Raw genomic sequence first — 23,739 nt, 5'->3', positions numbered from 1 at the left:
CACACCGCTTTCGCGAGCAGGCTCGCTCCCACATTGGATTCAGGGTGTATTCAAAATCGTGGTTACCCGCGACGGTCGAGAATATTCACCACCAACCGATCCACCCAGCCCCACACCCGCTGCTTGACCCGCCGCCAAAACGGTCGGCGCTGCCACTCCTCCAGACTCACCAGCTGACTCAAGCCAAAGTCCTTCACAAAGCTCGCCTCCACCGCTGCCGTCAACGCCGGGTCCAGTGCTTCCAGATTCGCCTCCAGATTGAAACGCAGGTTCCAGTGATCGAAGTTGCACGAACCGATGCTTACCCATTCGTCCACCAGAACCATTTTCAGGTGCAGGAAGCACGGCTGGTATTCGAAGATCTGCACCCCGGCCTTGAGCAGGCGCGGGTAGTAGCGGTGCCCGGCGTAGCGCACTGACGGGTGATCGGTGCGCGGCCCGGTCAGCAACAGCCGCACATCGACCCCGCGTGCAGCGGCTTTGCGCAGCGAGCGGCGGATTTTCCAGGTCGGCAGAAAGTACGGCGTGGCCATCCAGATGCGTTTTTGCCCGCTGTTCAGCGCGCGAAACAGCGATTGCAGAATGTCGCGGTGCTGGCGGGCGTCGGCATACGCCACACGGCCCATGCCCTCGCCCTTGTCCGGCACGCGTGGCAAACGTGGCAGACCAAAATGCGCGGCCGGGCGCCAGGCGCGGCGGTAACGGTTGGCGATCCACTGGCGATCGAACAGCAATTGCCAATCGATCACCAATGGGCCGCTGATCTCGACCATCACTTCGTGCCACTCGCTGACATCATGGCCCGGCGTCCAGAATTCATCGGTCACGCCGGTGCCGCCGACCACTGCCAGGCATTGGTCGACCAGCAGCAACTTGCGGTGGTCACGATAGAAATTGCCGACCCAGCGCCGCCAGCTCAGGCGATTGTAGAAACGCAGCTCGACCCCGGCCTGGGTCAGACGCTGACGCAGATGCAGCGTAAACGCGAGGCTGCCGTAATCATCGAACAGGCAACGCACGCGCACTCCGCGCTCGGCCGCCGCGACCAGCGCCTGGACGATGGCTTCGGCGCAGGCGCCGGCCTCGACCAGATACAGCTCCAGTTCGATCTGTTCTGTAGCTCCAGCGATGTGCTCGAGCATGCGCGGAAAGAACTGCGGGCCGTCGATCAACAGTTCGAAACGGTTGCCGTCACGCCAGGGAAACACCGCACCGCGCATGTCAGCGCGCCGTGAAAATCAGCACCGCACCCACCGGCACCGACAGACTGATCGCCGACAGATCGGCGAGTTTGCGCAGGTTTTCCAGGCCCGGCGCCAGATCGAAATCCTCGGCGTTGATCACCAGCGGCTCCAGTGTCACCACCTGAAAGCGCCGATCATCCAGACGCGTGGCGAGCAACTCGGCCGGGTATTCGTGCTGCTTGCCGTGCAGGCTGACGGTCAGCGGCAGGCGCAATTCCAACTGCGCGCCGGGCGCCAGATCGTTAATCGGGCGCAAGTCGATCTGGGTGGTGATGGTCGTCGAAGGGAATTGCTCGATCTGGAACAGCTCCTTGCGCATGCGCTCATCGCGCAGCGGAATGCCGCTGTTGATCGATTCGAGCTCGACTTCGACCTCGGCGCGACCGTTGGGGTCGACCTTGCCGTGCAGCACCAGAAAGCGCTGCACTTCCGACACGCTGGCATTTTTGGTGCTGACGAACGACAGCCGCGACGACTCGCCGTCCAGGTACCAATTGGCCTGGGCCGGCATCGCAGCGGCGGTCAACAGCAGACTGGCGAAGGTTGTATAGAGGGAGCGGTTGAACATTGAACACTCGTGGGGGCGATAAACCTGCACGAACCTTAACCGCCCGCCAAGTTATTGCAAGCCCTGTGGGAGCGAGCCTGCTCGCGAATGCAATGCTCGCCGCACGGCATGTATTGCGGCTGGCGACGATTTCGCGAGCAGGCTCGCTCCCACAGGTGGTGATCAGATAATTCAGGGATCGAGGCGACAGCCCTGGCGTTCGCTCAGCCACTGCGCGCTGTTGCTGCGGCCCATGCCGCTGACGGTGATGGTGATGGTTTTGCTCGAAGCATCATCGGTGAAACCGCTGGTTGGCAGCCATTGTTTGACGTAGCCACGGCAATACCCCGCGTCGTTGTTCATCACATAACGGCACGAGCAATATTCCTTGGCGGTGTAGGCGCTGATGATGTCCGGGAAAGCCCAGAGGTTTTCCCGTTCATACCAACCCCAACCGAGCAGTACGATCAGCAGCAACAATAGAAAGCGCTTCATGGCCGCACCGCCTGCAACACGCGTTTGAGCAATTCGTTGTGCTGGTAGCTGCCATCGCGATCATCGCCGTAACGCACGATCACCAGTTTCTCGCTGGGCATCACGTACAGCGCCTGGCCCCAGTGGCCGAGGGCGGCGAAGGTGTCGGGTGGCGCGTCGGGCCATGGTGATGGTGCGCCATCGACAGGGCGATTGAGCCACCAATGGCCGCCGGGCACGGCTTCGTCCTGCTGCGCCTTGTAGCCGGCAAAGGGCTTGAGATTGAATGCCACCCAATCCTCGGGCAGCAACTGCCGATCGTTCCAGCGCCCGCCGCGCGCCATCAGCAGACCAACCCGCGCCAGATCCCGCGCGGTGAGATAGGCATAGGACGAGGCGACAAAGGTGCCGCTGGCATCGCTTTCCCACACGGCGTGACGAATGCCCAACGGCTCGAACAGTGCTGTCCACGGATAGACGGCATAACGTGCTGGGCCGACCATGGTTTTCAGGGTAGCGGCGAGTAGATTGCTGTCACCGCTGGAATAACGAAAAGCCAGACCCGCTGCGGCATAACTGTCGTGTGCGGCGGTGAACGCGGCCATGTCGCGATGGCCTCGCGTGTAGAGCATTGCCACCACCGAGGATTTCAGCGGGGCGTATTCGTAGTCCTCCTGCCAATCCAGACCGGAAGCCCAGTTCAGCAGATGGCCGAGGGTGATCGCCGGGTGTTTTTCCAGCGCCGGGTAGAACTTCAGCGCTGGATCGTCGAGTTTGAACCGGCCTTCGCCGTAGGCCACGCCGAGGACGGCGGCCAGCAGGCTTTTGCTGATCGACCAGGTCAGGTGCGTGGTCTGTGCAGTGGTCGGAGCGGCGTAGCGTTCGTAGAGAATCTGGCCGTCGTGGATGATCAGCAAGGCGTCGGTGCGGATGCCTTCGCGGGTGGCGTCGTTGCGGGGCGCGAAGGCGTAGCTTTCCAGCGCCTCGACGGCCGGGCCGGTGATCTGCGGGGCGATGGGCCATTGCTCGCCGGGCCATTGTTCGGCGCGGACGGTGAGGCTGATCAGCAGCAGGAACAGCGACAAGCCTTTGAACATGGTGGGCGCTCTGGGGATGAACCTGTCGAGACTAGTCGGGGTTTATGACAGATGTATGGTGATTTTGAGGCCGCCTTCGCGAGCAGGCTCGCTCCCACAGTTTGATCGCATTTCAATTGAAGAATACCGTCCCTGTGGGAGCGAGCCTGCTCGCGAAGGGGCCGCTCAGGTCACCGCCAAAGCCTTGGCCAACCGCTTGGCCCTCGCCCCTGCCGCCAACTGCATCACGCCCTTGTCCCGCTGCCACATCTGCGCCCACTCCGCCGGGCCATTGCCCAGCGCCTCATCTACCTCCCCCGCCAGCGCTTCAAACTGCGCAAACAATCCGCCCAGCACTACATGTCCGGCCGGATTGTTCGGCGCTTGCCGGCTGGCCTCGGCGCACCCGGCCAGCAGCGCCAGCAAACGCAATTGCAGGGCCTGCGGCCAGTCGCTGTCCTGGCCGACGCCGTACAACCACGCGGTCATGGCGCTGAGCACGTAGACATCTTCAAGACTGCGAAACGGTTTGACGTAGGCGTCCCAGCCGTCGCCGGCGAGCAGTTCGCACAGGGCGCCGTCCAGATGCAGGCGACCGTGGCTGATGTCCGGCATCAACGGCAACGCCGGCAGTTTTTCCACCTTCACGCCGGGCTCGCCGGGATACACCACCGCCAGACTCAGGCGCGGTGTTTCGCCAGGCTCCTCACTGCGCGCAGCCACCAGCAACCAGTCGGCAGCATCGCCTGCGGTGACGAAATCCTTGCGTCCGCTCAAGCGCAAATCGCGCAGCCGCGTTTGCATGTCGGCCGGGCGCAGGCTGCGTTGTTCGGTCGCGCACAAGGCGCCGAGGCTCAGTGGCGCGCTCGGCCACAACATGCGCAGCGCCGCCTGATAACCGACCAGAAACGCCAGCCCCGGCGTGGCCATTCGCCGCCCGCCGGCCACCGCCAATTCGAACGGCGTGACGGTGCCCAGCGCCTGCAACAACGTTGCAAAACCCTCGGCCAGATCAGCAGCGGCGGGCAAGCGTTCACGGCGGTGCAGCAGATCTGTCCAGGGCATGGGCGCCTCCTCGCGGGCTGTCATATAAGCATCACCGAACGTTCATGGCGATGACACCGGGGCTACATAGCCTGACTTTGCACAACACGGCTGCATAAAGAAAGTCGATCGGCTGCAACCCACGACGGGTTAAAGGCCCGTACGGAGATTCACATGACGCAAATCGCCCGCATCAGCGACACCGGCAATGAACGCCGCCTGCAAGCCGAACGCCTGATCGGCGCCGAAGCCTTGCAGCAAGCCCAGGCCCTGCGCTTCGCCGTCTTCAGCGGCGAGTTCAACGCCAAACTGAAAGGCGCGGAACTGGGTCTGGACATGGATGATTATGATGTTCACTGCAGCCACATCGGCGTGCGTGATCTGAATACCGGGCGCCTGGTGGCGACCACGCGTCTGCTCGATCACACCGCCGCCAGCAGCCTAGGCAAGTTCTATAGCGAAGAAGAATTCAGCCTGCACGGCCTCGCCCACCTGCAAGGCCCGATCCTGGAAATTGGCCGCACCTGCGTCGATCCGGCGTACCGCAACGGCGGCACCATCGCCGTGCTCTGGGGCGAGTTGGCCGAAGTGCTCAATCAGGGCGGCTACAGCTACCTGATGGGTTGCGCGAGCATCCCGATGCAGGACGGCGGCATTCAGGCCCACGCGATCATGCAGCGTCTGCGCGAGCGTTATCTGTGCACCGAACACCTGCGCGCCGAGCCGAAAAACCCGCTGCCGACGCTGGATATCCCGTCCAACGTCATCGCCGAGATGCCGCCGCTGCTCAAGGCTTACATGCGCCTCGGGGCGAAGATCTGCGGCGAGCCGTGCTGGGACGAAGACTTCCAGGTCGCCGACGTGTTCATCCTGCTCAAGCGCGACGAACTCTGCCCGCGCTACGCCAAGCACTTCAAGGCGGCCGTGTAATGAGCCGGTTGCGGGTGTACGCGCGAATCGCGCGAGTGCTGCTGGTGGTGACGCTGGGGCTGACCATGGCCAGCGTGTTCGGCGTGTTCGAACGCATCGGTCTGGCCCACTCGATGGAGCGGCGCCAGCGCTGGTCGCGCTTCTTCATGGCGCGGCTGAGCAATGCCCTGCCGTTTCGCGTGAGAGTCCATGGCGAGCTGCCGAAACAGCCGATGCTGTGGGTCAGCAATCACGTGTCGTGGACCGACATTCCGCTGCTGGGCATGCTCACGCCGCTGTCGTTTCTGTCCAAGGCCGAAGTGCGCACCTGGCCGGTGGCCGGTTGGCTCGCGGCCAAGGCCGGCAGCCTGTTCATCCGCCGGGGGTCGGGCGACAGCCAGTTGATCCGTAAGCAGATGACCCGCCATCTGCAAACCGAACATGCGCTGCTGATGTTCCCCGAAGGCACCACCACCGATGGCCGTTCGCTGCGCACTTTCCATGGTCGCCTGCTGTCGGCGGCGATCGATTCCGAGGTGATGCTGCAACCGGTGGCGATCCGTTATCTGCGTGACGGCGAAATCGACACGCTCGCACCGTTCATTGGTGACGATGACCTGCTCTCGCACCTGATGCGCCTGTTCAGCCACGACTGCGGCGATGTCGAGGTGCATCTGCTCAAGCCGATTGCCTGTGAGGGCCGCGAGCGTGCGGCGCTGGCGTTCGAAGCGCAGCAGGCGGTGCAGAAGGTGTTGTTTGGTGAGGTGACGAAACCTGCCGAACCGCGTCGCGCAGGCGATTTGATCGCCGCCTGAAAAACACAAATCCCCTGTGGGAGCGAGCCTGCTCGCGAAGGCGCCGTGTCATTCAGCATCTATATTGGCTGAGACACCGCATTCGCGAGCAGGCTCGCTCCCACATTCAGATCTCAGTGGATCAGAGTTTTGCGCAAAATCCTGCACTTGCGGATAAAACAGGCTGAAGTCTTCACTCAGCGGCTCATACAACCGCCGCAACTCCGCCATGGCCCCGGCCAATTCCTCCGGCCTGGTCAGGCGCCGCGAGATCCCGCGCAGCACCTGTTCCAGCACCTCGAATTCGCGATACGAGCCCAGCCAGTCGTTAGCGACCATGTGCGGGGCGATCTTTGCCAGCCGTTCCGGCAATTGCCGTTCGCGGGACAGCACGTGATAGACGTCTGCGGTGAACTGCTCCAGCGGCCGGTCGGCATACAGCGTCCAGTCCCGCGCCAGGCAATGATCGAAAAACACATCGAGGACGATTCCGGCATAGCGCCGCCGCGTTTCGCTGAAGCGGCCCAGAGCGATGTCGACCAGTGGATGGCGATCGGTGAAGACGTCGATGCGCCGATGCAGGGCGATCGCCGCCTCCACCTCCGGGTCGAACTGGCCTTGCAGCCGACCTTTGACGAAGTCGCCATACAGGCTGCCGAGTAATTGACCGGGGCGCTGGCCGCCGAGATGCAAATGCGCGAGATAGTTCATGGGCGCAGCTTAGCACTGCGTTCGCTCCTCCAGCATCCTCGTATCGTTATAACCCGATATAGCGATTTATGCGTTCGTCAGACCGAATTCATATTGGTATATCGCGATCCAACGATTTAAAGTTCGCTCCATCGCGATATATCGCCACTGCCACCACGAGCCCAAGCCATGAACCTCGACCTCGACGAAATAATAAAAGCCCTGGCGCACCCAGTACGGCGAGACATCCTCAACTGGCTGAAAGACCCGAAAGGCGAATTCCCCGAGCAGTTGCACAACCACGAATACGGTATTTGCGCCGGGCAGATCGATCAGCGTTGTGGCCTGTCGCAATCGACCGTATCGGCACACCTGGCGACGTTGCAACGGGCCGGGCTGATCAGCAGCCAGAAGGCCGGGCAGTGGCATTTCTTCAAACGTAACGAGGACGTCATCCAGGCGTTTCTCAGCACTCTCAGTAAAGAGCTCTGACCCTTAACGTCAGCCAGCCGACAAGGAAACCTGCATGCCCCTTTCGCTTCTCATCCTCGCCCTGAGCGCCTTCGCCATTGGCACCACCGAGTTCGTCATCATGGGCCTGCTGCCCGACGTGGCGGCGGACCTCGGTGTGTCGATTCCCGGCGCCGGCTGGCTGGTCACCGGGTACGCCCTGGGCGTGGCCATCGGTGCGCCGTTCATGGCGCTGGCCACTGCGAAGCTGCCGCGCAAGGCCGCGCTGGTGGCGTTGATGGGCATCTTTATTGTCGGCAACCTGCTCTGCGCCATCGCCAGCGACTACAACGTGCTGATGTTTGCCCGGGTCGTCACCGCTTTGTGCCACGGTGCATTCTTCGGCATCGGCTCGGTAGTGGCGGCCAATCTGGTCGCGCCAAACAAACGTGCCTCGGCGGTCGCCCTGATGTTCACCGGTCTGACCCTGGCCAACGTGCTCGGCGTACCGCTGGGCACCGCATTGGGTCAGGAAGCCGGCTGGCGTTCGACCTTCTGGGCGGTGACCGTCATCGGTGTGATCGCGCTGATCGGCCTGATCCGCTTTCTGCCGGCCAAGCGTGACGAAGAGAAACTCGACATGCGCGCCGAGCTCGCTGCCCTCAAGGGTGCCGGCATCTGGCTGTCGCTGAGCATGACCGCGCTGTTCGCCGCCTCGGTCTTCACCCTGTTCACCTACGTTGCCCCACTGCTTGGGGAAGTCACCGGCGTGTCGCCGCGTGGCGTGACCTGGACGCTGATGCTCATCGGTCTGGGCCTGACGGTCGGCAACATCATCGGCGGCAAACTCGCCGACAAGGGCATGGCCGCCACGCTGATCGGCGTGTTCATCGCCATGGCCGTGGTTTCCACCGTGCTGAGCTGGACCAGCGTCGCGCTGATCCCGACTGAAATCACTCTGTTCCTCTGGGCCACCGCGTGTTTCGCCGCTGTGCCGGCGCTGCAAGTCAACGTGGTGACCTTCGGCAAGGCTGCACCGAACCTGGTTTCGACCCTGAACATCGGCGCCTTCAACGTTGGCAACGCCCTCGGCGCCTGGGTCGGCGGCAGCGTCATCGCCCACGGCTACGGCCTGACCAGCGTGCCTCTGGCCGCCGCCGCGCTGGCTGTGCTTGCCCTGCTGGTGACCCTGATTACTTTCCGCCAGAACGGCAATGCCGAGCTGGCGCCTGCATCCAACTGATCAACTTTCCATTCAAGAGGTTTTAGACATGGCGACTATTTTCGACCCGATCAAACTCGGCGACATCGAGCTGAACAACCGCATCATCATGGCCCCGCTGACCCGCTGCCGCGCCGACGAAGGTCGTGTGCCAAACGCGCTGATGGCCGAATACTACGTACAACGCGCCTCGGCCGGCCTGATCCTCAGCGAAGCCACTTCGGTAACGCCGATGGGCGTCGGCTACCCGGACACCCCGGGCATCTGGTCCAACGATCAAGTGCGTGGCTGGGCCAACGTGACCAAGGCGATTCACGGCGCCGGCGGCAAGATCTTCCTGCAACTGTGGCACGTTGGCCGCATTTCCCACCCTTCGTACCTGAACGGTGAAGCACCGGTCGCGCCAAGCGCCATTCAGCCAAAGGGCCACGTCAGCCTGGTGCGCCCACTGGCCGACTACCCAACCCCGCGCGCCCTGGAAACTGCTGAAATCGCCGACATCGTCGACGCCTACCGCACCGGCGCCGAGAACGCCAAGGCCGCCGGTTTCGACGGCGTGGAAATCCACGGCGCCAACGGTTACCTGCTCGACCAGTTCCTGCAAAGCAGCACCAACCAGCGCACCGACCAGTACGGCGGCTCGCTGGAAAACCGTGCGCGCCTGCTGCTGGAAGTGACCGACGCCGCGATCGAAGTCTGGGGCGCTGGTCGCGTTGGTGTGCACCTGGCACCGCGCGCCGATTCCCACGACATGGGCGATGACAACCTCGCCGAAACCTTCACCTACGTCGCCCGTGAACTGGGCAAGCGCGGCATCGCGTTCATTTGCTCGCGCGAAAAAGAAGGCGCCGACAGCCTCGGCCCGCAACTGAAAGAAGCGTTCGGTGGCCCATACATTGCCAACGAGAAGTTCACCAAGGAAAGCGCCAACGAGTGGCTGGCCAGCGGCAAGGCAGACGCCGTAGCGTTCGGCGTGCCGTTCATTGCCAACCCGGACCTGCCGGCACGTTTGCAGTCCGATGCGCCGTTGAACGAGCCGCATCCGGAGACTTTCTACGGCAAGGGTCCGGTCGGCTATATCGACTATCCGACGTTGTAAGCACGCTGTAGTGCAGCAATGAAAAAGCCCCGGACTTGTGAGAGTCCGGGGCTTTTTGCTGTTGGCGCAGGGTAAGAGCCTGCGAACACCGTTTCACAACAGCGACACAATTTCCCTACAAAATCCACGACTCGCTACGTTTAAACTCCCCGCCGCAATAATCGGCCATAGCGGCTGATTGACATCCTGCCGGGCAATTGCGCATTTTGTTTCATTTGCGCAGGCTTGGGCTCAGGCGCAGCATGTCCAGCCCGGTGTCGACCCAGCGTTCAGCCTCGGCGTGCAGTTCGAAGCTGTCCGGGGCCAGCAGCCAGCCGTACAGCAGGCCGTCGATGTAGGCATGAATGCTGATGGCCGCGCGGGCAGTGTCGAGATCTTTCGGCAACTGGCCGCGATTCACCGCATTACGCAAGGTCAGGCCGATGCGCACGTTGCAATCGAGACTGGCCGTCCGGCGCTGCTGGCGCAGATCGCACATTTCATCGGTGAATTCGCACTTATGAAACAGAATTTCGTTGATGCGCCGGGTTTTCGGGTCCAGTGCAACTTGATGAAACAAATGAATCAGCAACTGCCGCATGCAGCCCAGCGGGTCCGGTTCGTCCTCGCTTTCGCTGGCCTTGGCCAGTTCATCCAGCGGTTCGTGCAGGCTGTCGAGCATGGCCTGGACCAGATCGGCCTTGTTGCTGAAATGCCAGTAGATGGCGCCACGCGTCACGCCGGCGAGGGTCGCGATGTCCGCCAGGGTGGTGCGGGCAACCCCCCTTTCATAGAAGGCTTTCTCGGCCGCTTCCAGAATCTGGCTGCGGGTTTCCTGAGCTTCTTCTTTGGTACGACGGACCATGGCAGTAAAACCTCAAACAGGATGTTTCAGGGATGGCTGAATATCCGCTGAATAAAGAGGGGGCGATCTCTCGCGAATCGACTCCCCGGCCTACAATTTCAAACCTTGCGACGACTTTTGTATCAGGGTGGGTACGCGGCGCAGGTGTTTACAAACAACCATGAACGTAAGTATATTACTTAGCAAGCTACTTATCCACCCGGTGCCCGATTTTTACTCTTTCACACTTCTTGTGCGCTTCTTGCGCGCCTGACCCGAGGATCTTCATGCAATTCAAGCCAGCTGTTACCGCTCTGGTCACTGCCGTCGCCCTGGCATCGCTGCTCAGCGGATGTAAAAAGGAAGAAGCGGCCCCAGCCGCTCCGCCTCCTCAGGTCGGCGTCGTCACCCTGCAACCACAAGCCTTTACCCTCACATCCGAGCTGCCGGGCCGCACCAGTGCGTTCCGCATCGCGGAAGTTCGCCCGCAGGTCAACGGCATCATCCTCAAGCGTCTGTTCAAGGAAGGTGCCGACGTCAAAGCCGGCCAGCAGCTGTATCAGATCGATCCGTCGGTCTATGAAGCTACGCTGAAAAGCGCCGAAGCCGAGCTGCGTTCGACCAAGTCGATTTCCGACCGCTACAAGCAACTGGTCGACGAACAAGCCGTGAGCCGTCAGGAATACGACACCGCACTGGCCAACCGCCTGCAATCGGAAGCATCGTTGCAGAGCGCGCAGATCAACGTGCGCTACACCAAAGTCTACGCGCCGATCTCTGGCCGTATCGGCCGCTCTTCGGTCACCGAAGGCGCACTGGTCAGCAATGGCCAGGCCGATGCAATGGCAGTGATTCAGCAGCTCGACCCGATCTACGTCGACGTGACCCAGTCGTCGGTGGAACTGCTGGAGCTGCGCCGCGAGCTGGAAAGCGGCCGTCTGCAGAAGGCCGGCGACAACGCCGCTGCGGTCAAGCTGACCCTGGAAGACGGCAGCCAGTACAAGCTCGAAGGCAAGCTGGAATTCTCCGAAGTCTCGGTTGACCAGACCACCGGCTCGGTGACCCTGCGCGCGGTGTTCCCGAACCCGGATCACACCCTCTTGCCAGGCATGTTCGTTCACGCCCAGCTGCAAGCCGGCGTCAACAGCGCAGCGATCCTCGCGCCGCAACAAGGCGTGACCCGCGACCTCAAAGGCACCCCGACCGCACTGGTCGTCGGCGCCGATAACAAGGTCGAGCTGCGTCAGCTCAAGGCCAGCCGCACTGTCGGCAGCCAGTGGCTGATCGAAGATGGCCTGAAAGCCGGCGATCGTCTGATCACCGAAGGGCTGCAGTACGTCAAACCGGGCGTCGAGGTCAAAGCGACCGAGGCGACTAACGTCGGCACCAAGAACCCGGCCCCCGCACAGGCAGTTGACAAAGCCGCCGGCGGCAAAGGGGAGTAACCCATGTCAAAATTCTTCATCGACCGTCCGATTTTCGCCTGGGTAATCGCCCTGGTGATCATGCTGGTCGGGGCACTTTCGATCCTGAAATTGCCGATCAACCAATACCCGAGCATTGCGCCACCGGCCATTGCGATCCAGGTGACCTACCCAGGCGCGTCCGCACAAACCGTGCAGGACACCGTGGTGCAGGTCATCGAGCAACAGCTCAACGGTATCGACAACCTGCGTTATGTGTCGTCGGAAAGTAACTCCGACGGCAGCATGACCATCACCGCGACCTTCGAGCAAGGCACCAATTCCGACACCGCGCAGGTCCAGGTCCAGAACAAGCTGAACCTGGCCACCCCGCTGCTGCCGCAGGAAGTGCAGCAACAGGGTATCCGCGTGACCAAGGCAGTGAAGAACTTCCTGCTGGTGATCGGCGTGGTGTCGCGCGACGGCAGCATGACCAAGGACGACCTGTCCAACTACATCGTGTCGAACATGCAGGACCCGATCTCGCGGACCGCCGGTGTCGGTGACTTCCAGGTCTTCGGTGCGCAGTACGCGATGCGTATCTGGCTCGACCCGGCCAAGTTGAACAACTTCAACCTGACCCCGGTCGACGTGAAAAACGCCATTGCTGCGCAGAACGTCCAGGTATCGTCCGGTCAGCTCGGTGGCTTGCCTGCCGTGCAGGGCCAGCAACTGAACGCGACGATCATCGGCAAGACCCGTCTGCAGACTGCTGAGCAGTTCAAGGAAATCCTGCTCAAGGTCAACAAGGACGGTTCGCAGGTTCGCCTCAAAGACGTGGCTGAAGTCGGCCTCGGCGGTGAGAACTACGCGATCAGCGCCCAGTTCAACGGCAGCCCGGCTTCCGGTCTGGCGGTGAAACTGGCCAACGGCGCCAACGCCCTCGATACCGCCAAAGCGCTGCGCAACACCATCGACAGCCTCAAACCGTTCTTCCCGCAAGGCATGGAAGTGGTGTTCCCGTACGACACCACTCCGGTGGTGACCGAGTCGATCAAAGGCGTGGTGCACACGCTGGTCGAAGCGATCGCGCTGGTGTTCCTGGTGATGTTCCTGTTCCTGCAGAACTTCCGCGCCACCGTCATCACCACGATGACTGTGCCAGTGGTACTGCTCGGTACATTCGGCATCCTCGCCGCCGCCGGTTTCAGCATCAACACCCTGACCATGTTCGGCATGGTGCTGGCCATCGGTCTGCTGGTGGACGACGCCATCGTCGTGGTGGAAAACGTCGAGCGGGTGATGAGCGAAGAAGGCTTGTCACCGAAGGAAGCGACAAAGAAATCCATGGGCCAGATCCAGGGCGCACTGGTCGGTATCGCCCTCGTGCTCTCGGCGGTACTGCTGCCGATGGCATTCTTCAGCGGCTCCACCGGTGTGATCTACAAGCAGTTCTCGATCACCATCGTGTCGGCCATGGCCCTGTCGGTACTGGTTGCCCTGATCTTCACCCCGGCGCTGTGCGCGACCATGCTCAAGCCGATTCCGAAAGGCGAGCACGGTACCCCGAAGAAAGGTTTCTTCGGCTGGTTCAACCGCAATTTCGACCGTGGCGTACGCAGCTACGAGCGCGGCGTCGGCAACATGCTGACCCGCAAGGCGCCGTATCTGCTGGCGTATCTGCTGATCGTCGTGGGCATGATCTGGCTGTTCACCCGCATTCCGACCGCGTTCCTCCCGGAAGAAGACCAGGGCGTTCTGTTCGCTCAGGTGCAGACCCCGGCCGGTTCCAGTGCCCAGCGCACGCAGGTGGTGGTGGATGAAATGCGTGAGTACCTGCTGCGTCCGAACAAGGACGGCGGTGAGGCGGACGCGGTGGCTTCGGTGTTTACCGTGACCGGCTTCAACTTCGCCGGCCGTGGGCAGAGCTCGGGTATGGCGTTCATCATGCTCAAGCCGTGGGGCGAACGTAACGCCGACAACAGCGTGTTCAACCTCGCTGCGCGTGCCCAGCAACACTTCTTCAGCTTCCGCGACGCGATGGTGTTTGCCTTCGCCCCGCCAGCGGTTCTGGAATTGGGTAACGCCACCGGTTTCGACGTGTTCCTGCAGGACCGCGCCGGTATCGGTCACGAAAAACTGATGGAAGCGCGTAACCAGTTCCTCGGCATGGCGGCGCAAAGCAAGGTGCTGACCCAGGTGCGTCCGAACGGCCTGAACGATGAGCCGCAGTTCCAGCTGGAAATCGACGACGAGAAGGCCAGTGCCCTCGGCATCACCATCAGCGACATCAACAACACCCTGTCGATCGCGCTGGGCAGTAGCTACGTCAACGACTTCATCGACCGTGGTCGGGTGAAGAAGGTGTATGTGCAGGGCCAGCCGGACTCGCGCATGAGCCCCGAAGACCTGAAGAAGTGGTACGTGCGTAACGCCGAAGGCACCATGGTTCCGTTCTCGGCGTTCGCCAAGGGCGAGTGGGTCTACGGTTCGCCGAAGCTGGCGCGCTACAACGGTGTGGAAGCGGTCGAGGTCCTCGGGGCTCCGGCGCCGGGCTACTCCACCGGTGAAGCGATGGCTGAAGTCGAAGCGATTGCCAAGAAGCTGCCGTCCGGTGTCGGTATCTCCTGGACCGGCCTGTCCTACGAGGAACGTCTGTCCGGCTCGCAAGCACCGGCGCTTTATGCCCTGTCGCTGCTGATGGTGTTCCTGTGTCTGGCGGCGCTGTATGAAAGCTGGTCGATTCCGATCGCGGTCATGCTCGTGGTACCGCTGGGGATCATCGGTGCGCTGATGGCCACCAGCCTGCGCGGTCTGTCCAACGACGTGTACTTCCAGGTGGGTCTGTTGACGACCATCGGTCTGGCGGCTAAAAACGCCATTCTGATCGTCGAATTCGCCAAGGAACTGCATGAACAGGGACGCAGCCTGCGTGAAGCGGCAATCGAAGCCTGCCGCATGCGTCTGCGCCCGATCATCATGACCTCGCTGGCCTTCGTTCTCGGTGTTGTGCCGCTGGCGATTTCCACCGGCGCCGGTTCAGGCAGTCAACATGCGATCGGTACCGGCGTGATTGGCGGTATGCTCACGGCCACGATCCTGGCGATCTTCTGGGTCCCACTGTTCTTCGTTACTGTGTCGTCCATCGGTCAGCGCAAAAAGACCGACGCGGATGAGACTACTGAAACTCCTAAAGAGGCTGGCCAATGAGCAAGTCGCTACTCTCCATCGCAGTCGCCGCCTTCGTGCTGAGCGGTTGCTCGCTGATACCTGACTATCAGCAGCCTGAGGCTCCGGTCGCAGGCCAGTACCCGCAGGGGCCGGCGTATTCGCCGGCCCAGGCTCCGGCGCAAGCCGCTGCCGAACAGGGCTGGAAGCAGTTTTTCCATGATCCTGCCCTGCAACAGCTGATCCAGGTTGCCCTGGAAAACAACCGCGACCTGCGGGTCGCGGCGTTGAACATCGACGCTTACGCGGCGCAGTACCGCATCCAGCGCGCCGACCTGTTCCCGGCAGTGTCGGCCAATGCCGCAGGCAGCCGCCAGCGTCTGCCGGCCCGTGCCTCGCAGACCGGCGAGTCGATGATCAGCAGTTCGTATTCCGCCACCGTCGGCGTCAGCGCCTACGAACTCGACCTGTTCGGTCGGGTGCGCAGCCTGAGCGAGCAAGCGCTGCAACAGTACTTCGCTACTGAAGAAGCACGCCGCAGCACGCAGATCAGTCTGGTCGCCAACGTCGCCAATGCCTACCTGACCTGGCAAGCGGACAAGGAACTGCTAAAGCTGACGCAGGACACCCTCGGTGCCTTCGAAGAAAGCTACAAGCTGACCAGCCGCAGCAACGAAGTCGGTGTGGCTTCGGCACTGGATCTCGCGCAGTCGCGCACTTCCGTGGAAAACGCCCGGGCGCAACTGGCGCGTTATACCCGCCAGGTCGCACAGGACGAAAACAGCCTGACCCTGCTGCTCGGCACCGGTATTCCGGCCAACCTGCAAACGGCCAAACCGCTGTCCGATGACCTGCTCAGCGATGTGCCGGCCGGTCTGCCTTCGGACCTGCTGCAACGTCGACCGGACATCCTCCAGGCCGAGTACAACCTGAAGGCGGCCAACGCCAACATCGGCGCGGCGCGTGCAGCGTTCTTCCCGAGCATCAGCCTGACCGCCAACGCGGGCAGCCTGAGCCCGGATCTGTCCGGTCTGTTCAAGGGTGGCTCGGGGACGTGGCTGTTCCAGCCGCAGATCAACCTGCCGATCTTCAACGCCGGCAGCCTGCGCGCCAGCCTCGACTACGCCAAGATCCAGAAGGACATTGGCGTGGCGAACTACGAGAAGTCCATCCAGACCGCCTTCCAGGAAGTCGCCGACGGCCTCGCCGCTCGCCAGACCTACACCGAGCAGCTGCAAGCGCAGCGTGACTTCGTTCAGGCCAACCAGGATTACTACCGCCTGGCCGAACGTCGCTACCGCATCGGCGTCGACAGCAACCTGACCTTCCTCGATGCCCAGCGTCAGTTGTTCAGCGCGCAACAAGCGCTGATCACCGACCGCCTCGCGCAGTTGACCAGTGCGGTCAACCTGTACAAGGCACTGGGTGGTGGCTGGAATGCGCAGACCGCGCAGAACGAAGCGCTGAAAGAAGAAGCGCCGAAGATGAAGCTGTTCTGATCATCGGCTGAATACATCAAGCCCACCTTATTGGTGGGCTTTTTGTTGCCTGTCGCAAAGGTTTCGCGGCCGAACTGGCCTCTTCGCGAGCAGGCTCGCTCCCACAGGGAAACGCATTCCAGTTGTGGGAGCGAGCCTGCTCGCGAAGAGGACCTCACACTCACTACAAATCCGCATGAATCTTGCGTTCGATAACCGCCCAAAACCCGCTTTCAGCAATTGAACCCGAACACACAGGCCCTTCACCATTCGAACCAGAAAACCAATAACAACAAGGTTCGACACCATGCTCCTGCGCCCTGCCCCGCCCGGCTGACCGCCACCGCTGCATCTCAGACCTGCATCACGTTGCCTGCGCCGCACCCGCCGCGACAGCGCAGCCGTTCGCCCTAAAAAAACAAGAGAGACCCAAGTCCATGACAGTTTTCCCTGTGCCCTACGCATTGCCCGCTGTGATCGCCCTGGCCATCGCCGGTCTGGCCCTGCCGGCAAGCGCCGAAGAAGGCGGCTTCGTTGAAGGCGCCAAGGTCAGCCTCAACCTGCGCAACTTCTATATCAACCGCAACTTCACCAACCCGACCAAGACTCAGGGCAAGGCTGAAGAGTGGACGCAGAGTTTCATCCTCGACGCCAAATCCGGCTTCACCCAAGGCACGGTCGGTTTCGGCATGGACGTACTCGGGCTGTATTCGATCAAGCTCGATGGCGGTAAAGGCACGGGCGGTACGCAGTTGTTGCCGCTGGACCATGACGGGCGCCCGGCGGACAACTTCGGCCGCACCAACGTCGCGTTCAAAGCGAAGTTGTCCCAGACCGAGGTCAAGGTCGGTGAGTGGATGCCGGTGCTGCCGATTCTGCGTTCGGACGACGGTCGCTCGCTGCCGCAAACCTTCCGTGGCGGCCAGATCACCTCGAAGGAAATCGCCGGCCTGACCCTCTATGGCGGCCAGTTCCGCGCCAACAGCCCGCGCGACGACAGCAGCATGAGTGACATGTCGATGACCGGTAAAGCCGCGTTCACCTCTGATCGTTTCAACTTCCAGGGCGGCGAATACCTGTTCAACGACAAGCGCACGCAAATCGGCCTGTGGAACGCGCAGCTCAAGGACATCTACAGCCAGCAGTACCTCAACGTATTGCACAGCCAGCCGCTCGGCGACTGGACGCTGGGCGCCAACCTCGGCTTTTTCTACGGCAAGGAAGATGGCAGCGCGCGTGCCGGCGAGCTGGATAACAAGACCTGGTACGGGATGTTTTCGGCCAAGTACGGCGGCAGCACGTTCTACCTCGGACTGCAGAAACTGACCGGCGACAGCGCCTGGATGCGCGTCAACGGCACCAGTGGCGGCACGCTGGCTAACGACAGCTACAACGCAAGTTATGACAACGCTCAGGAACGCTCCTGGCAGTTGCGCCACGACTACAACTTCGCCGCCATGGGCATCCCCGGCCTGACCCTGATGAACCGCTACATCAGCGGCGACAACGTGCACACCGGGACGATCACCGACGGCAAGGAATGGGGTCGCGAATCGGAACTGGGTTACACGGTGCAGAGCGGCACGTTGAAGGATCTGAACGTCAGATGGCGCAACTCGACCATGCGCCGCGACTTCAGCAACAACGAGTTCGATGAAAATCGCCTGATCGTCAGCTACCCGATCAGCCTGCTCTAACCACACATGCCCCACTGTGGGAGCGAGCCTGCTCGCGAAAGCGCAGCTTCAGTCGACATCTCTGTCGAATATGAAATGGCCTTCGCGAGCAGGCTCGCTCCCACAGGGATATGCATTCCAATGTGGGAGCGAGCCTGCTCGCGAAGGCGTCAGTGGCAACAACCTCACTCGCGGGATTCAACCCCGAGTTCATCCCACACCGATTCGGCCAGATGAAACGTCGCGTTCGCCGCCGGGATGCCGCAGTAGATCGCGCTCTGCATGATCACTTCCTTGATCTCGCCGCGGCTGACGCCGTTGTTGGCCGCCGCGCGCAGGTGCAGTTTCAGTTCGCCCTCGCGGTTCATGCCGATCAGCATGGCGATGGTGATCAGGCTGCGGGTATGACGGGGCAGGCCCGGGCGGGTCCAGATGTCGCCCCAGGCGTGGCGGGTGATCATCTCCTGGAATTCCGAGTTGAACTCGGTCAGCGTGGTCAGGCTGCGATCGACGTGGGCATCGCCCAGCACCGCGCGGCGGACTTGCATGCCTTCGTCGTAACGTTGTTTCTCGTCCATAAATTCTTCCTCACTGAGCCTGCAGAAACGCCAGCACACGGTCGCTGAAATCGGCGCCGGCCTGCACGTTGGACAAATGCGCCGCATGGAACTCGGCGTACTCGGCACCGCGCACGTGGTCGCGAATGAAGTGCCCGCCGGACGGCGGCGTCACCGCATCTTCGCTGCCGGCAATCACCAGCAACGGCACGTTGATCGAAGCCAGTTGTTCACGGAAATCGGCATCGCGCACGGCCGCGCAGTTGGCCGCATAGCCTTGTGGATTGGTTGCGGCAAGCATGTCGGTAATCTTCTTCGCCGCCTCGGGATGCGCTGCGGAAAAGTCCGGGGTAAACCAGCGCGCAATCGAGGCATCACGCAGTGCGACCATCGCCGCCGGGCCGTCGCGCAACACGGTTTCGATGCGTGGATTCCATACCGACGGATCGCCGATTTTCGCCGCCGTGTTGCACACGATCAGTTTGTGCAGACGATGGCCTGCGTTGATCCCCAGCCACTGACCGATCAGCCCGCCCATCGACAGTCCGCAGAAGTGCGCGCGCTCGATGTGCAGCGCATCGAGCAGACCGAGCACGTCGCGACCGAGTTGTTCGATGCTGTACGGCCCCTCGGTGACCAGCGATTGCCCATGGCCGCGCGTGTCGAAACGCAGCACGCGGAAATGCTCGGTGAACGCCGGCATTTGCGCGTCCCACATGTGCAGGTCGGTGCCCAGCGAGTTGGACAGCACCAGCACCGGCGCCTCCGCCGGGCCCTCAATTTCATAGTGCAGTTCGCCATCGGCGAGTTGAACGAAAGCCACAGCCCTCTCCTTCAGACAGTCAAAGCGTTGTGTTCAGCCACCGCGCGCTCGACCCAGACTTGCGCCTGGCCAAGGTAATGCGCGGGGTTCAGAAGATCATCGAGTTCAGCGCCACTGAGTTCGGCGGTGACTTGCGGCTCGTCAGCCAGCACCGCACGCAAATGGCGTTGCTCGGCCACTGCACGTTTGCAGCATTGTTCGAGCAGGTGATGCGCGGTGTCGCGGCCGACGCGTTGGGCGAGGACGATGCTCACCGCTTCGGCCAGCACCAGGCCTTGGGTCAATTCGAGGTTGCGGGCCATGCGCGCCGCGTCGACTTCCAGACCGTCGGCCAGCAAGCGCGCCTGTTGCAGCGAACCGGACACCAGGCAGCAGATCTCCGGCAGGGTTTCCCATTCGGCATGCCACAAACCGAGGCTGCGTTCATGCTCCTGCGGCATCGCGCTGAACAGCGTCGACACCAGCCCCGGCACCCGCGTGGCCGCGCCGATCAGCACCGCCGCGCCGACCGGATTGCGTTTGTGCGGCATGGTCGACGAACCACCCTTGCCCGGTGCCGCAGGCTCGAATACTTCCGCTGCTTCGGTCTGCATCAAAAGGCTGATGTCGCGGCCGAATTTGCCGAGGCTGCCGGCGATCAGGCCAAGCACCGCGCCGAATTCGACGATGCGATCACGCTGGGTATGCCACGGTTGCTCGGGCAGCGTCAGTTGCAGCTCTTCGGCCAATGCTTCGGCGATCGGCAACGCCTGTTCACCCAGCGCCGCGAGCGTGCCGGAGGCGCCACCGAATTGCAGCACCAGCAAACGCGGTTTCAGTTGTTGCAGACGCTGACGGCTGCGCGTGACGGCGCCCAGCCATCCGGCGATTTTCATACCGAGAGTCACCGGCGTGGCATGTTGCAGCCAGGTGCGCCCGGCCAGTGGCGTGGTAGCGAAACGTTGTGCCTGAGCTGCGAGCGAGTCGGCCAGTTGCGCCAGTTGGTCTTCGATCAGCGCCAGCGCTTGGCGCAATTGCAGGACCAGCCCGGAATCCATCACGTCCTGACTGGTCGCGCCCAGATGCACATAGCGCTCGGCTTCGGCATCGCTCGAGGCGATCTGCTTGCCCAAGGCCTTGACCAGTGGGATCGCCGAATTACCGGCCGTGGCAATCGCCTCGCCCAGCGCTGCGAAGTCATACAGACTGGCGTCGCACGCTGCGGCAATCGATGCCACGGCCGATGAAGGAATCAGCCCGACCCGCGCCTCGGCCCGGGCCAGCGCCGCTTCGAAATCGAGCATCGCCTGCACCCGGCCCTGATCGCAGAACACTTCGCGCATATCGCGGGCGGTGAAGTAGGCATCGAACAATTGATTGCCCGGTCGCTGAGTCATAAACAGTCCTTGCCGGCGCGAGCCTTGCAGCCCGCGCACATGGGTTTACAGATCGTGGTGCAGATACTTCGCCTGCTTGGGCAGACGCAGACTGAACAGGAAAGCCACCGCCATCATCGCCGTGACGTACCAGTAGAAGGCGTTTTCCATGCCGCCAGCCTTGAGGCTCAGGGCCACAAACTCTGCCGAACCACCGAAGATTGCATTCGCCACCGCGTAAGCCAGGCCGACACCGAGGGCACGCACTTCCGGCGGGAACATCTCGGCTTTGACCAGACCGCTGATCGAGGTGTAGAAACTGACAATCGCCAGCGCCAGGGTGATCAACACGAACGCGAGAAACGGGCTGCTAACGCTTTTCAGGCTGAGCAGAATCGGCACGGTGAAGAGCGTGCCGAGGGCGCCGAACCAAAGCATCGAGTTACGCCGGCCGATCTTGTCGGCGAGCATGCCGAACAACGGCTGCATGCACATATACAGGAACAGCGCGCCGGTCATGATGTAGCTGGCGGTCTTGGCGTGCATCCCGGCGGTGTTCACCAGGTATTTCTGCATGTAGGTGGTGAAGGTGTAGAAAATCAGCGAGCCGCCAGCCGTGTAGCCGAGGACGGTGATGAACGCCGCTTTGTGATCGCGAAACAGTGCAGTGATGCTGCCGGCGTCTTTGTGCGCGCGGGTTTCCTTGTTGGTGGTTTCCTTCAGCGAACGCCGCAGGAACAGCGAAATCAGCGCCGCCACCGCACCGACCACGAACGGAATCCGCCAGCCGTAGGCATGCAGGTCTTCTTCAGTGAGGAACTGTTGCAGCACCACCACCAGCGACACCGCCAGCAGTTGTCCGCCAATCAGCGTCACGTACTGGAACGAAGCGAAGAATCCGCGCTGGCCCTTGAGCGCGACTTCGCTCATGTAAGTCGCGGTGGTGCCGTACTCGCCGCCCACCGACAGACCTTGCAGCAAACGCGCGAACAGCAACAGCACCGGCGCCCAGACGCCGATGTCCTTGTAGGTCGGCAGGCAGGCAATCAGCAGCGAGCCGAAGCACATCATCAGAATCGAGATGAGCATCGAGTTCTTGCGCCCGTGCTTGTCAGCGACCCGGCCGAAAATCCAGCCACCAATCGGCCGCATCAGGAACCCGGCGGCGAACACGCCAGCGGTGTTGACCAGTTGCACGGTGGGGTTATCGGAAGGGAAAAACGCCGGGGCAAAATAGATCGCGCAGAAGGCGTAGACGTAGAAGTCGAACCACTCGACGAGGTTGCCGGAGGAAGCGCCGACAATGGCGAAGATACGCTTGCTGCGCTCTTCGCCGGTGTAGTGGGAGGTGGTGGTTGTCATTGTTTTTTCACTCGATAGGAACAGTCACAGTCTAGACACACTTTGCAACAGTCCCGTTCCACATCGGATCATCACTCAAGTCTGGATCAGCCTTTGTGGCGAGGGGATTTATCCCCGTTGGGCAGCGAAGCGGCCCCAAAACCATTCAGCGCGTTATTTCAGGTAAATCGCGTGTATCTGATTTGCGAGCGCTTCGCACTCGAACGGGGATAAATCCCCTCGCCACAGTTGATCGCTGACCACCGATGGAGTGTTCAATAATCGAAGAACACCGTCTCGGCATCAGTGCCCTGCAGGATCACATTCCACTGGTAAACACCCGATTCATCCTTCTTCGCCAGCAAGGTCGCGCGGCGTTCAGCCGGCACGCACTCAAGCAACGGATCATCAACGTTGGCCGGCTCGCCTTCAAAGTAGATCCGCGTCAGCAAGTGCTTCACCAACCCTCGGGCAAACACCAGCACCACCAGATGCGGCGCCTGGGTCGAGCCTTTCAACCCCGGCACCGTGCCCGGTTTGATCGTGGTGAAACGGAAGCGCCCTTCGGCATCCACCGGCACCCGGCCGAAGCCCTCGAAATTCGGGTCGAGCGGTTTGTCCTGCTGATCTTCCGGGTGGTCGTACTTGCCAGCGGCGTTGGCCTGCCAGACTTCGAGCATGGCATCGTTGACGACATCGCCGTTGCCATCGACCACCTGGCCGGTGATCGCCACGCGCTCGCCGAGGGTCAGCTCGTTGGCCAGGGTTTCGCGGTTCAGCCAGGTCAGGCCGATGTGGTAATACGGCCCGACGGTGTGGGACGTTGTCGCATAGAGCGTCATCTTATTTCTCCATCGGCGTGGCTTCACGCCCGCGCAGCACGATGTCCCAGCGGTAACCGAGGGCGTAGGACGGAATGGTTTTTTCCAGATCGAAAGCAGCGATCAGGCGTTCCTTGGCCGAAGTGTCCGGCACGCAGTTGTAGATCGGGTCATACGCCAGCAGCGGGTCGCCGGGGAAGTACATCTGCGTGACCAGACGCGTAAGAATGCTCGGCCCAAACAGGGAAAAGTGGATGTGCGCCGGACGCCAGGCGTTGTGGTGGTTGCCCCACGGATAGGCGCCGGGCTTGATGGTCTGGAACTGGTACCAGCCATCAGCATCGGTGACGGTGCGGCCAGTGCCGGTGAAGTTCGGGTCCAGCGGCGCGTCGTGCAGGTCGCGGGCATGGTTGTAGCGGCCGGCGGCATTGGCCTGCCATATCTCCACCAGAATTCCCGGCACCGGCAGGCCGTCTTCGTCGAGCACGCGGCCGTGAATGATGATGCGCTCGCCCAGCGGCTCGCCGTCGTGCTGCGCGGTCAGGTCATTGTCCTTCTCGGCAACGTGTTCGGCGCTGATGGTCGGCCCGGTGATTTCCGACAGCGAGTGCGGCAGGTGCACCAACGGCTTGGACGGCGAGCGCAGGTTGGTGGATTGATACGTCGGGTGCAGGTAGTCAGGCTGAGTGCCTGCCTGTGGGCGACGGTAACCAGGCTTGTCAGTCATTTCGCTTTCCTCAGTTCT

Annotated in this window: 21 protein-coding genes and 1 pseudogene; 9 read left to right on the top strand and 13 right to left on the bottom strand. The window is 62.0% G+C overall.

The window, feature by feature from the left end:
- Positions 1 to 62: 62 nt before the first annotated feature.
- The 5 genes from HU724_RS07225 to HU724_RS07205 all read right to left on the bottom strand — a co-directional run bounded on the left by HU724_RS07225 (position 63) and on the right by HU724_RS07205 (position 4,406).
- The gene (locus HU724_RS07225; RefSeq protein WP_122612582.1) at positions 63 to 1,220 is read right to left on the bottom strand and encodes a phospholipase D-like domain-containing protein; all 1,158 of its coding nucleotides are present in this window, start codon (positions 1,218 to 1,220) and stop codon (positions 63 to 65) included.
- A gap of 1 nt (position 1,221) precedes the next feature.
- A complete protein-coding gene (locus HU724_RS07220; protein WP_186568271.1) occupies positions 1,222 to 1,812 on the bottom strand; it encodes a YceI family protein in 591 nt (196 codons plus the stop codon).
- Between the two features lie 171 nt (positions 1,813 to 1,983).
- A complete protein-coding gene (locus tag HU724_RS07215) occupies positions 1,984 to 2,286 on the bottom strand; it encodes an amidase (protein ID WP_186568269.1) in 303 nt (100 codons plus the stop codon).
- Positions 2,283 to 3,362: a serine hydrolase domain-containing protein gene (locus tag HU724_RS07210; protein WP_186568267.1), complete on the bottom strand. Its 1,080-nt coding sequence runs from the start codon at positions 3,360 to 3,362 to the stop codon at positions 2,283 to 2,285. Before HU724_RS07210 ends, HU724_RS07215 begins: the two co-directional genes overlap by 4 nt.
- A 165-nt stretch (positions 3,363 to 3,527) precedes the next feature.
- Positions 3,528 to 4,406 carry an acyl-CoA dehydrogenase middle domain-containing protein gene (locus HU724_RS07205; protein ID WP_186568265.1) on the bottom strand — a complete coding sequence of 293 codons (879 nt, stop codon included), beginning with the start codon at positions 4,404 to 4,406 and terminating at the stop codon, positions 3,528 to 3,530.
- Between the two features lie 153 nt (positions 4,407 to 4,559).
- On the opposite strand from HU724_RS07205, the gene olsB reads away from it, so the two are divergent.
- Both olsB and HU724_RS07195 read left to right on the top strand, forming a co-directional pair.
- On the top strand, positions 4,560 to 5,315 hold the full coding sequence (olsB, locus tag HU724_RS07200) for an L-ornithine N(alpha)-acyltransferase (protein WP_016771324.1): 756 nt from the start codon (positions 4,560 to 4,562) through the stop codon (positions 5,313 to 5,315).
- Positions 5,315 to 6,109: a lysophospholipid acyltransferase family protein gene (locus tag HU724_RS07195; RefSeq protein ID WP_186568263.1), complete on the top strand. Its 795-nt coding sequence runs from the start codon at positions 5,315 to 5,317 to the stop codon at positions 6,107 to 6,109. Before olsB ends, HU724_RS07195 begins: the two co-directional genes overlap by 1 nt.
- Before the next feature lie 126 nt (positions 6,110 to 6,235).
- Here HU724_RS07195 and HU724_RS07190 read toward each other — a convergent pair.
- Positions 6,236 to 6,799, bottom strand: a pseudogene (locus HU724_RS07190) (acyl carrier protein phosphodiesterase); the annotation flags it as partial.
- Between the two features lie 168 nt (positions 6,800 to 6,967).
- On the opposite strand from HU724_RS07190, the gene HU724_RS07185 reads away from it, so the two are divergent.
- The 3 genes from HU724_RS07185 to HU724_RS07175 are packed head-to-tail and all read left to right on the top strand — an operon-like array spanning position 6,968 to position 9,549.
- Positions 6,968 to 7,270, top strand: coding sequence for an ArsR/SmtB family transcription factor (locus HU724_RS07185; protein WP_016771327.1), 303 nt, complete (start codon positions 6,968 to 6,970; stop codon positions 7,268 to 7,270).
- Between the two features lie 34 nt (positions 7,271 to 7,304).
- On the top strand, positions 7,305 to 8,471 hold the full coding sequence (locus HU724_RS07180) for an MFS transporter (RefSeq protein WP_016771328.1): 1,167 nt from the start codon (positions 7,305 to 7,307) through the stop codon (positions 8,469 to 8,471).
- A 28-nt stretch (positions 8,472 to 8,499) separates the two neighbouring features.
- The gene (locus tag HU724_RS07175) at positions 8,500 to 9,549 is read left to right on the top strand and encodes an alkene reductase (protein ID WP_186568261.1); all 1,050 of its coding nucleotides are present in this window, start codon (positions 8,500 to 8,502) and stop codon (positions 9,547 to 9,549) included.
- Positions 9,550 to 9,760: 211 nt separating this feature from the next.
- On the opposite strand, the gene emhR is transcribed toward HU724_RS07175, so the two are convergent.
- A complete protein-coding gene (emhR, locus tag HU724_RS07170) occupies positions 9,761 to 10,393 on the bottom strand; it encodes an efflux system transcriptional repressor EmhR (protein ID WP_186568259.1) in 633 nt (210 codons plus the stop codon).
- 266 nt (positions 10,394 to 10,659) lie between these two features.
- On the opposite strand from emhR, the gene emhA reads away from it, so the two are divergent.
- The 4 genes from emhA (at position 10,660) to HU724_RS07150 (ending at position 18,118) form a co-directional block, all read left to right on the top strand.
- Entirely contained in the window at positions 10,660 to 11,817 is a 1,158-nt protein-coding gene (gene emhA, locus HU724_RS07165) for an efflux RND transporter periplasmic adaptor subunit EmhA (RefSeq protein ID WP_186568257.1), read from the top strand.
- A gap of 3 nt (positions 11,818 to 11,820) precedes the next feature.
- Positions 11,821 to 14,985, top strand: a complete 3,165-nt coding sequence (emhB, locus tag HU724_RS07160; RefSeq protein ID WP_024011946.1) for an efflux RND transporter permease subunit EmhB — start codon at positions 11,821 to 11,823, stop codon at positions 14,983 to 14,985.
- Positions 14,982 to 16,442, top strand: coding sequence for an efflux RND transporter outer membrane subunit EmhC (gene emhC / locus HU724_RS07155; protein ID WP_016771333.1), 1,461 nt, complete (start codon positions 14,982 to 14,984; stop codon positions 16,440 to 16,442). Before emhB ends, emhC begins: the two co-directional genes overlap by 4 nt.
- Before the next feature lie 416 nt (positions 16,443 to 16,858).
- Positions 16,859 to 18,118, top strand: coding sequence for an OprD family porin (locus HU724_RS07150; protein WP_186568255.1), 1,260 nt, complete (start codon positions 16,859 to 16,861; stop codon positions 18,116 to 18,118).
- A 164-nt stretch (positions 18,119 to 18,282) separates the two neighbouring features.
- Here HU724_RS07150 and pcaC read toward each other — a convergent pair whose 3' ends face one another.
- The 6 genes from pcaC to pcaH form a co-directional block, all read right to left on the bottom strand.
- Positions 18,283 to 18,675: a 4-carboxymuconolactone decarboxylase gene (gene pcaC / locus HU724_RS07145; RefSeq protein ID WP_007917093.1), complete on the bottom strand. Its 393-nt coding sequence runs from the start codon at positions 18,673 to 18,675 to the stop codon at positions 18,283 to 18,285.
- A gap of 10 nt (positions 18,676 to 18,685) precedes the next feature.
- Entirely contained in the window at positions 18,686 to 19,477 is a 792-nt protein-coding gene (gene pcaD, locus HU724_RS07140) for a 3-oxoadipate enol-lactonase (RefSeq protein WP_186568253.1), read from the bottom strand.
- 11 nt (positions 19,478 to 19,488) lie between these two features.
- Entirely contained in the window at positions 19,489 to 20,853 is a 1,365-nt protein-coding gene (locus HU724_RS07135; protein WP_186568252.1) for a 3-carboxy-cis,cis-muconate cycloisomerase, read from the bottom strand.
- 45 nt (positions 20,854 to 20,898) lie between these two features.
- Complete coding sequence (locus HU724_RS07130) at positions 20,899 to 22,194, bottom strand: MFS family transporter (RefSeq protein WP_186568250.1); 1,296 nt, start codon at positions 22,192 to 22,194, stop codon at positions 20,899 to 20,901.
- 254 nt (positions 22,195 to 22,448) lie between these two features.
- Positions 22,449 to 23,015, bottom strand: coding sequence for a protocatechuate 3,4-dioxygenase subunit alpha (pcaG, locus tag HU724_RS07125; RefSeq protein ID WP_186568248.1), 567 nt, complete (start codon positions 23,013 to 23,015; stop codon positions 22,449 to 22,451).
- 1 nt (position 23,016) lies between these two features.
- Complete coding sequence (gene pcaH, locus HU724_RS07120; RefSeq protein WP_186568247.1) at positions 23,017 to 23,721, bottom strand: protocatechuate 3,4-dioxygenase subunit beta; 705 nt, start codon at positions 23,719 to 23,721, stop codon at positions 23,017 to 23,019.
- Positions 23,722 to 23,739 lie beyond the last annotated feature (18 nt).

It is taken from the genome of Pseudomonas iranensis, from assembly GCF_014268585.2.
Lineage (GTDB): Bacteria > Pseudomonadota > Gammaproteobacteria > Pseudomonadales > Pseudomonadaceae > Aquipseudomonas > Aquipseudomonas iranensis.
The sequence above is the reverse complement of the archived record's forward strand: the minus strand, read 5'-3'. Positions and strand labels throughout refer to the sequence as shown.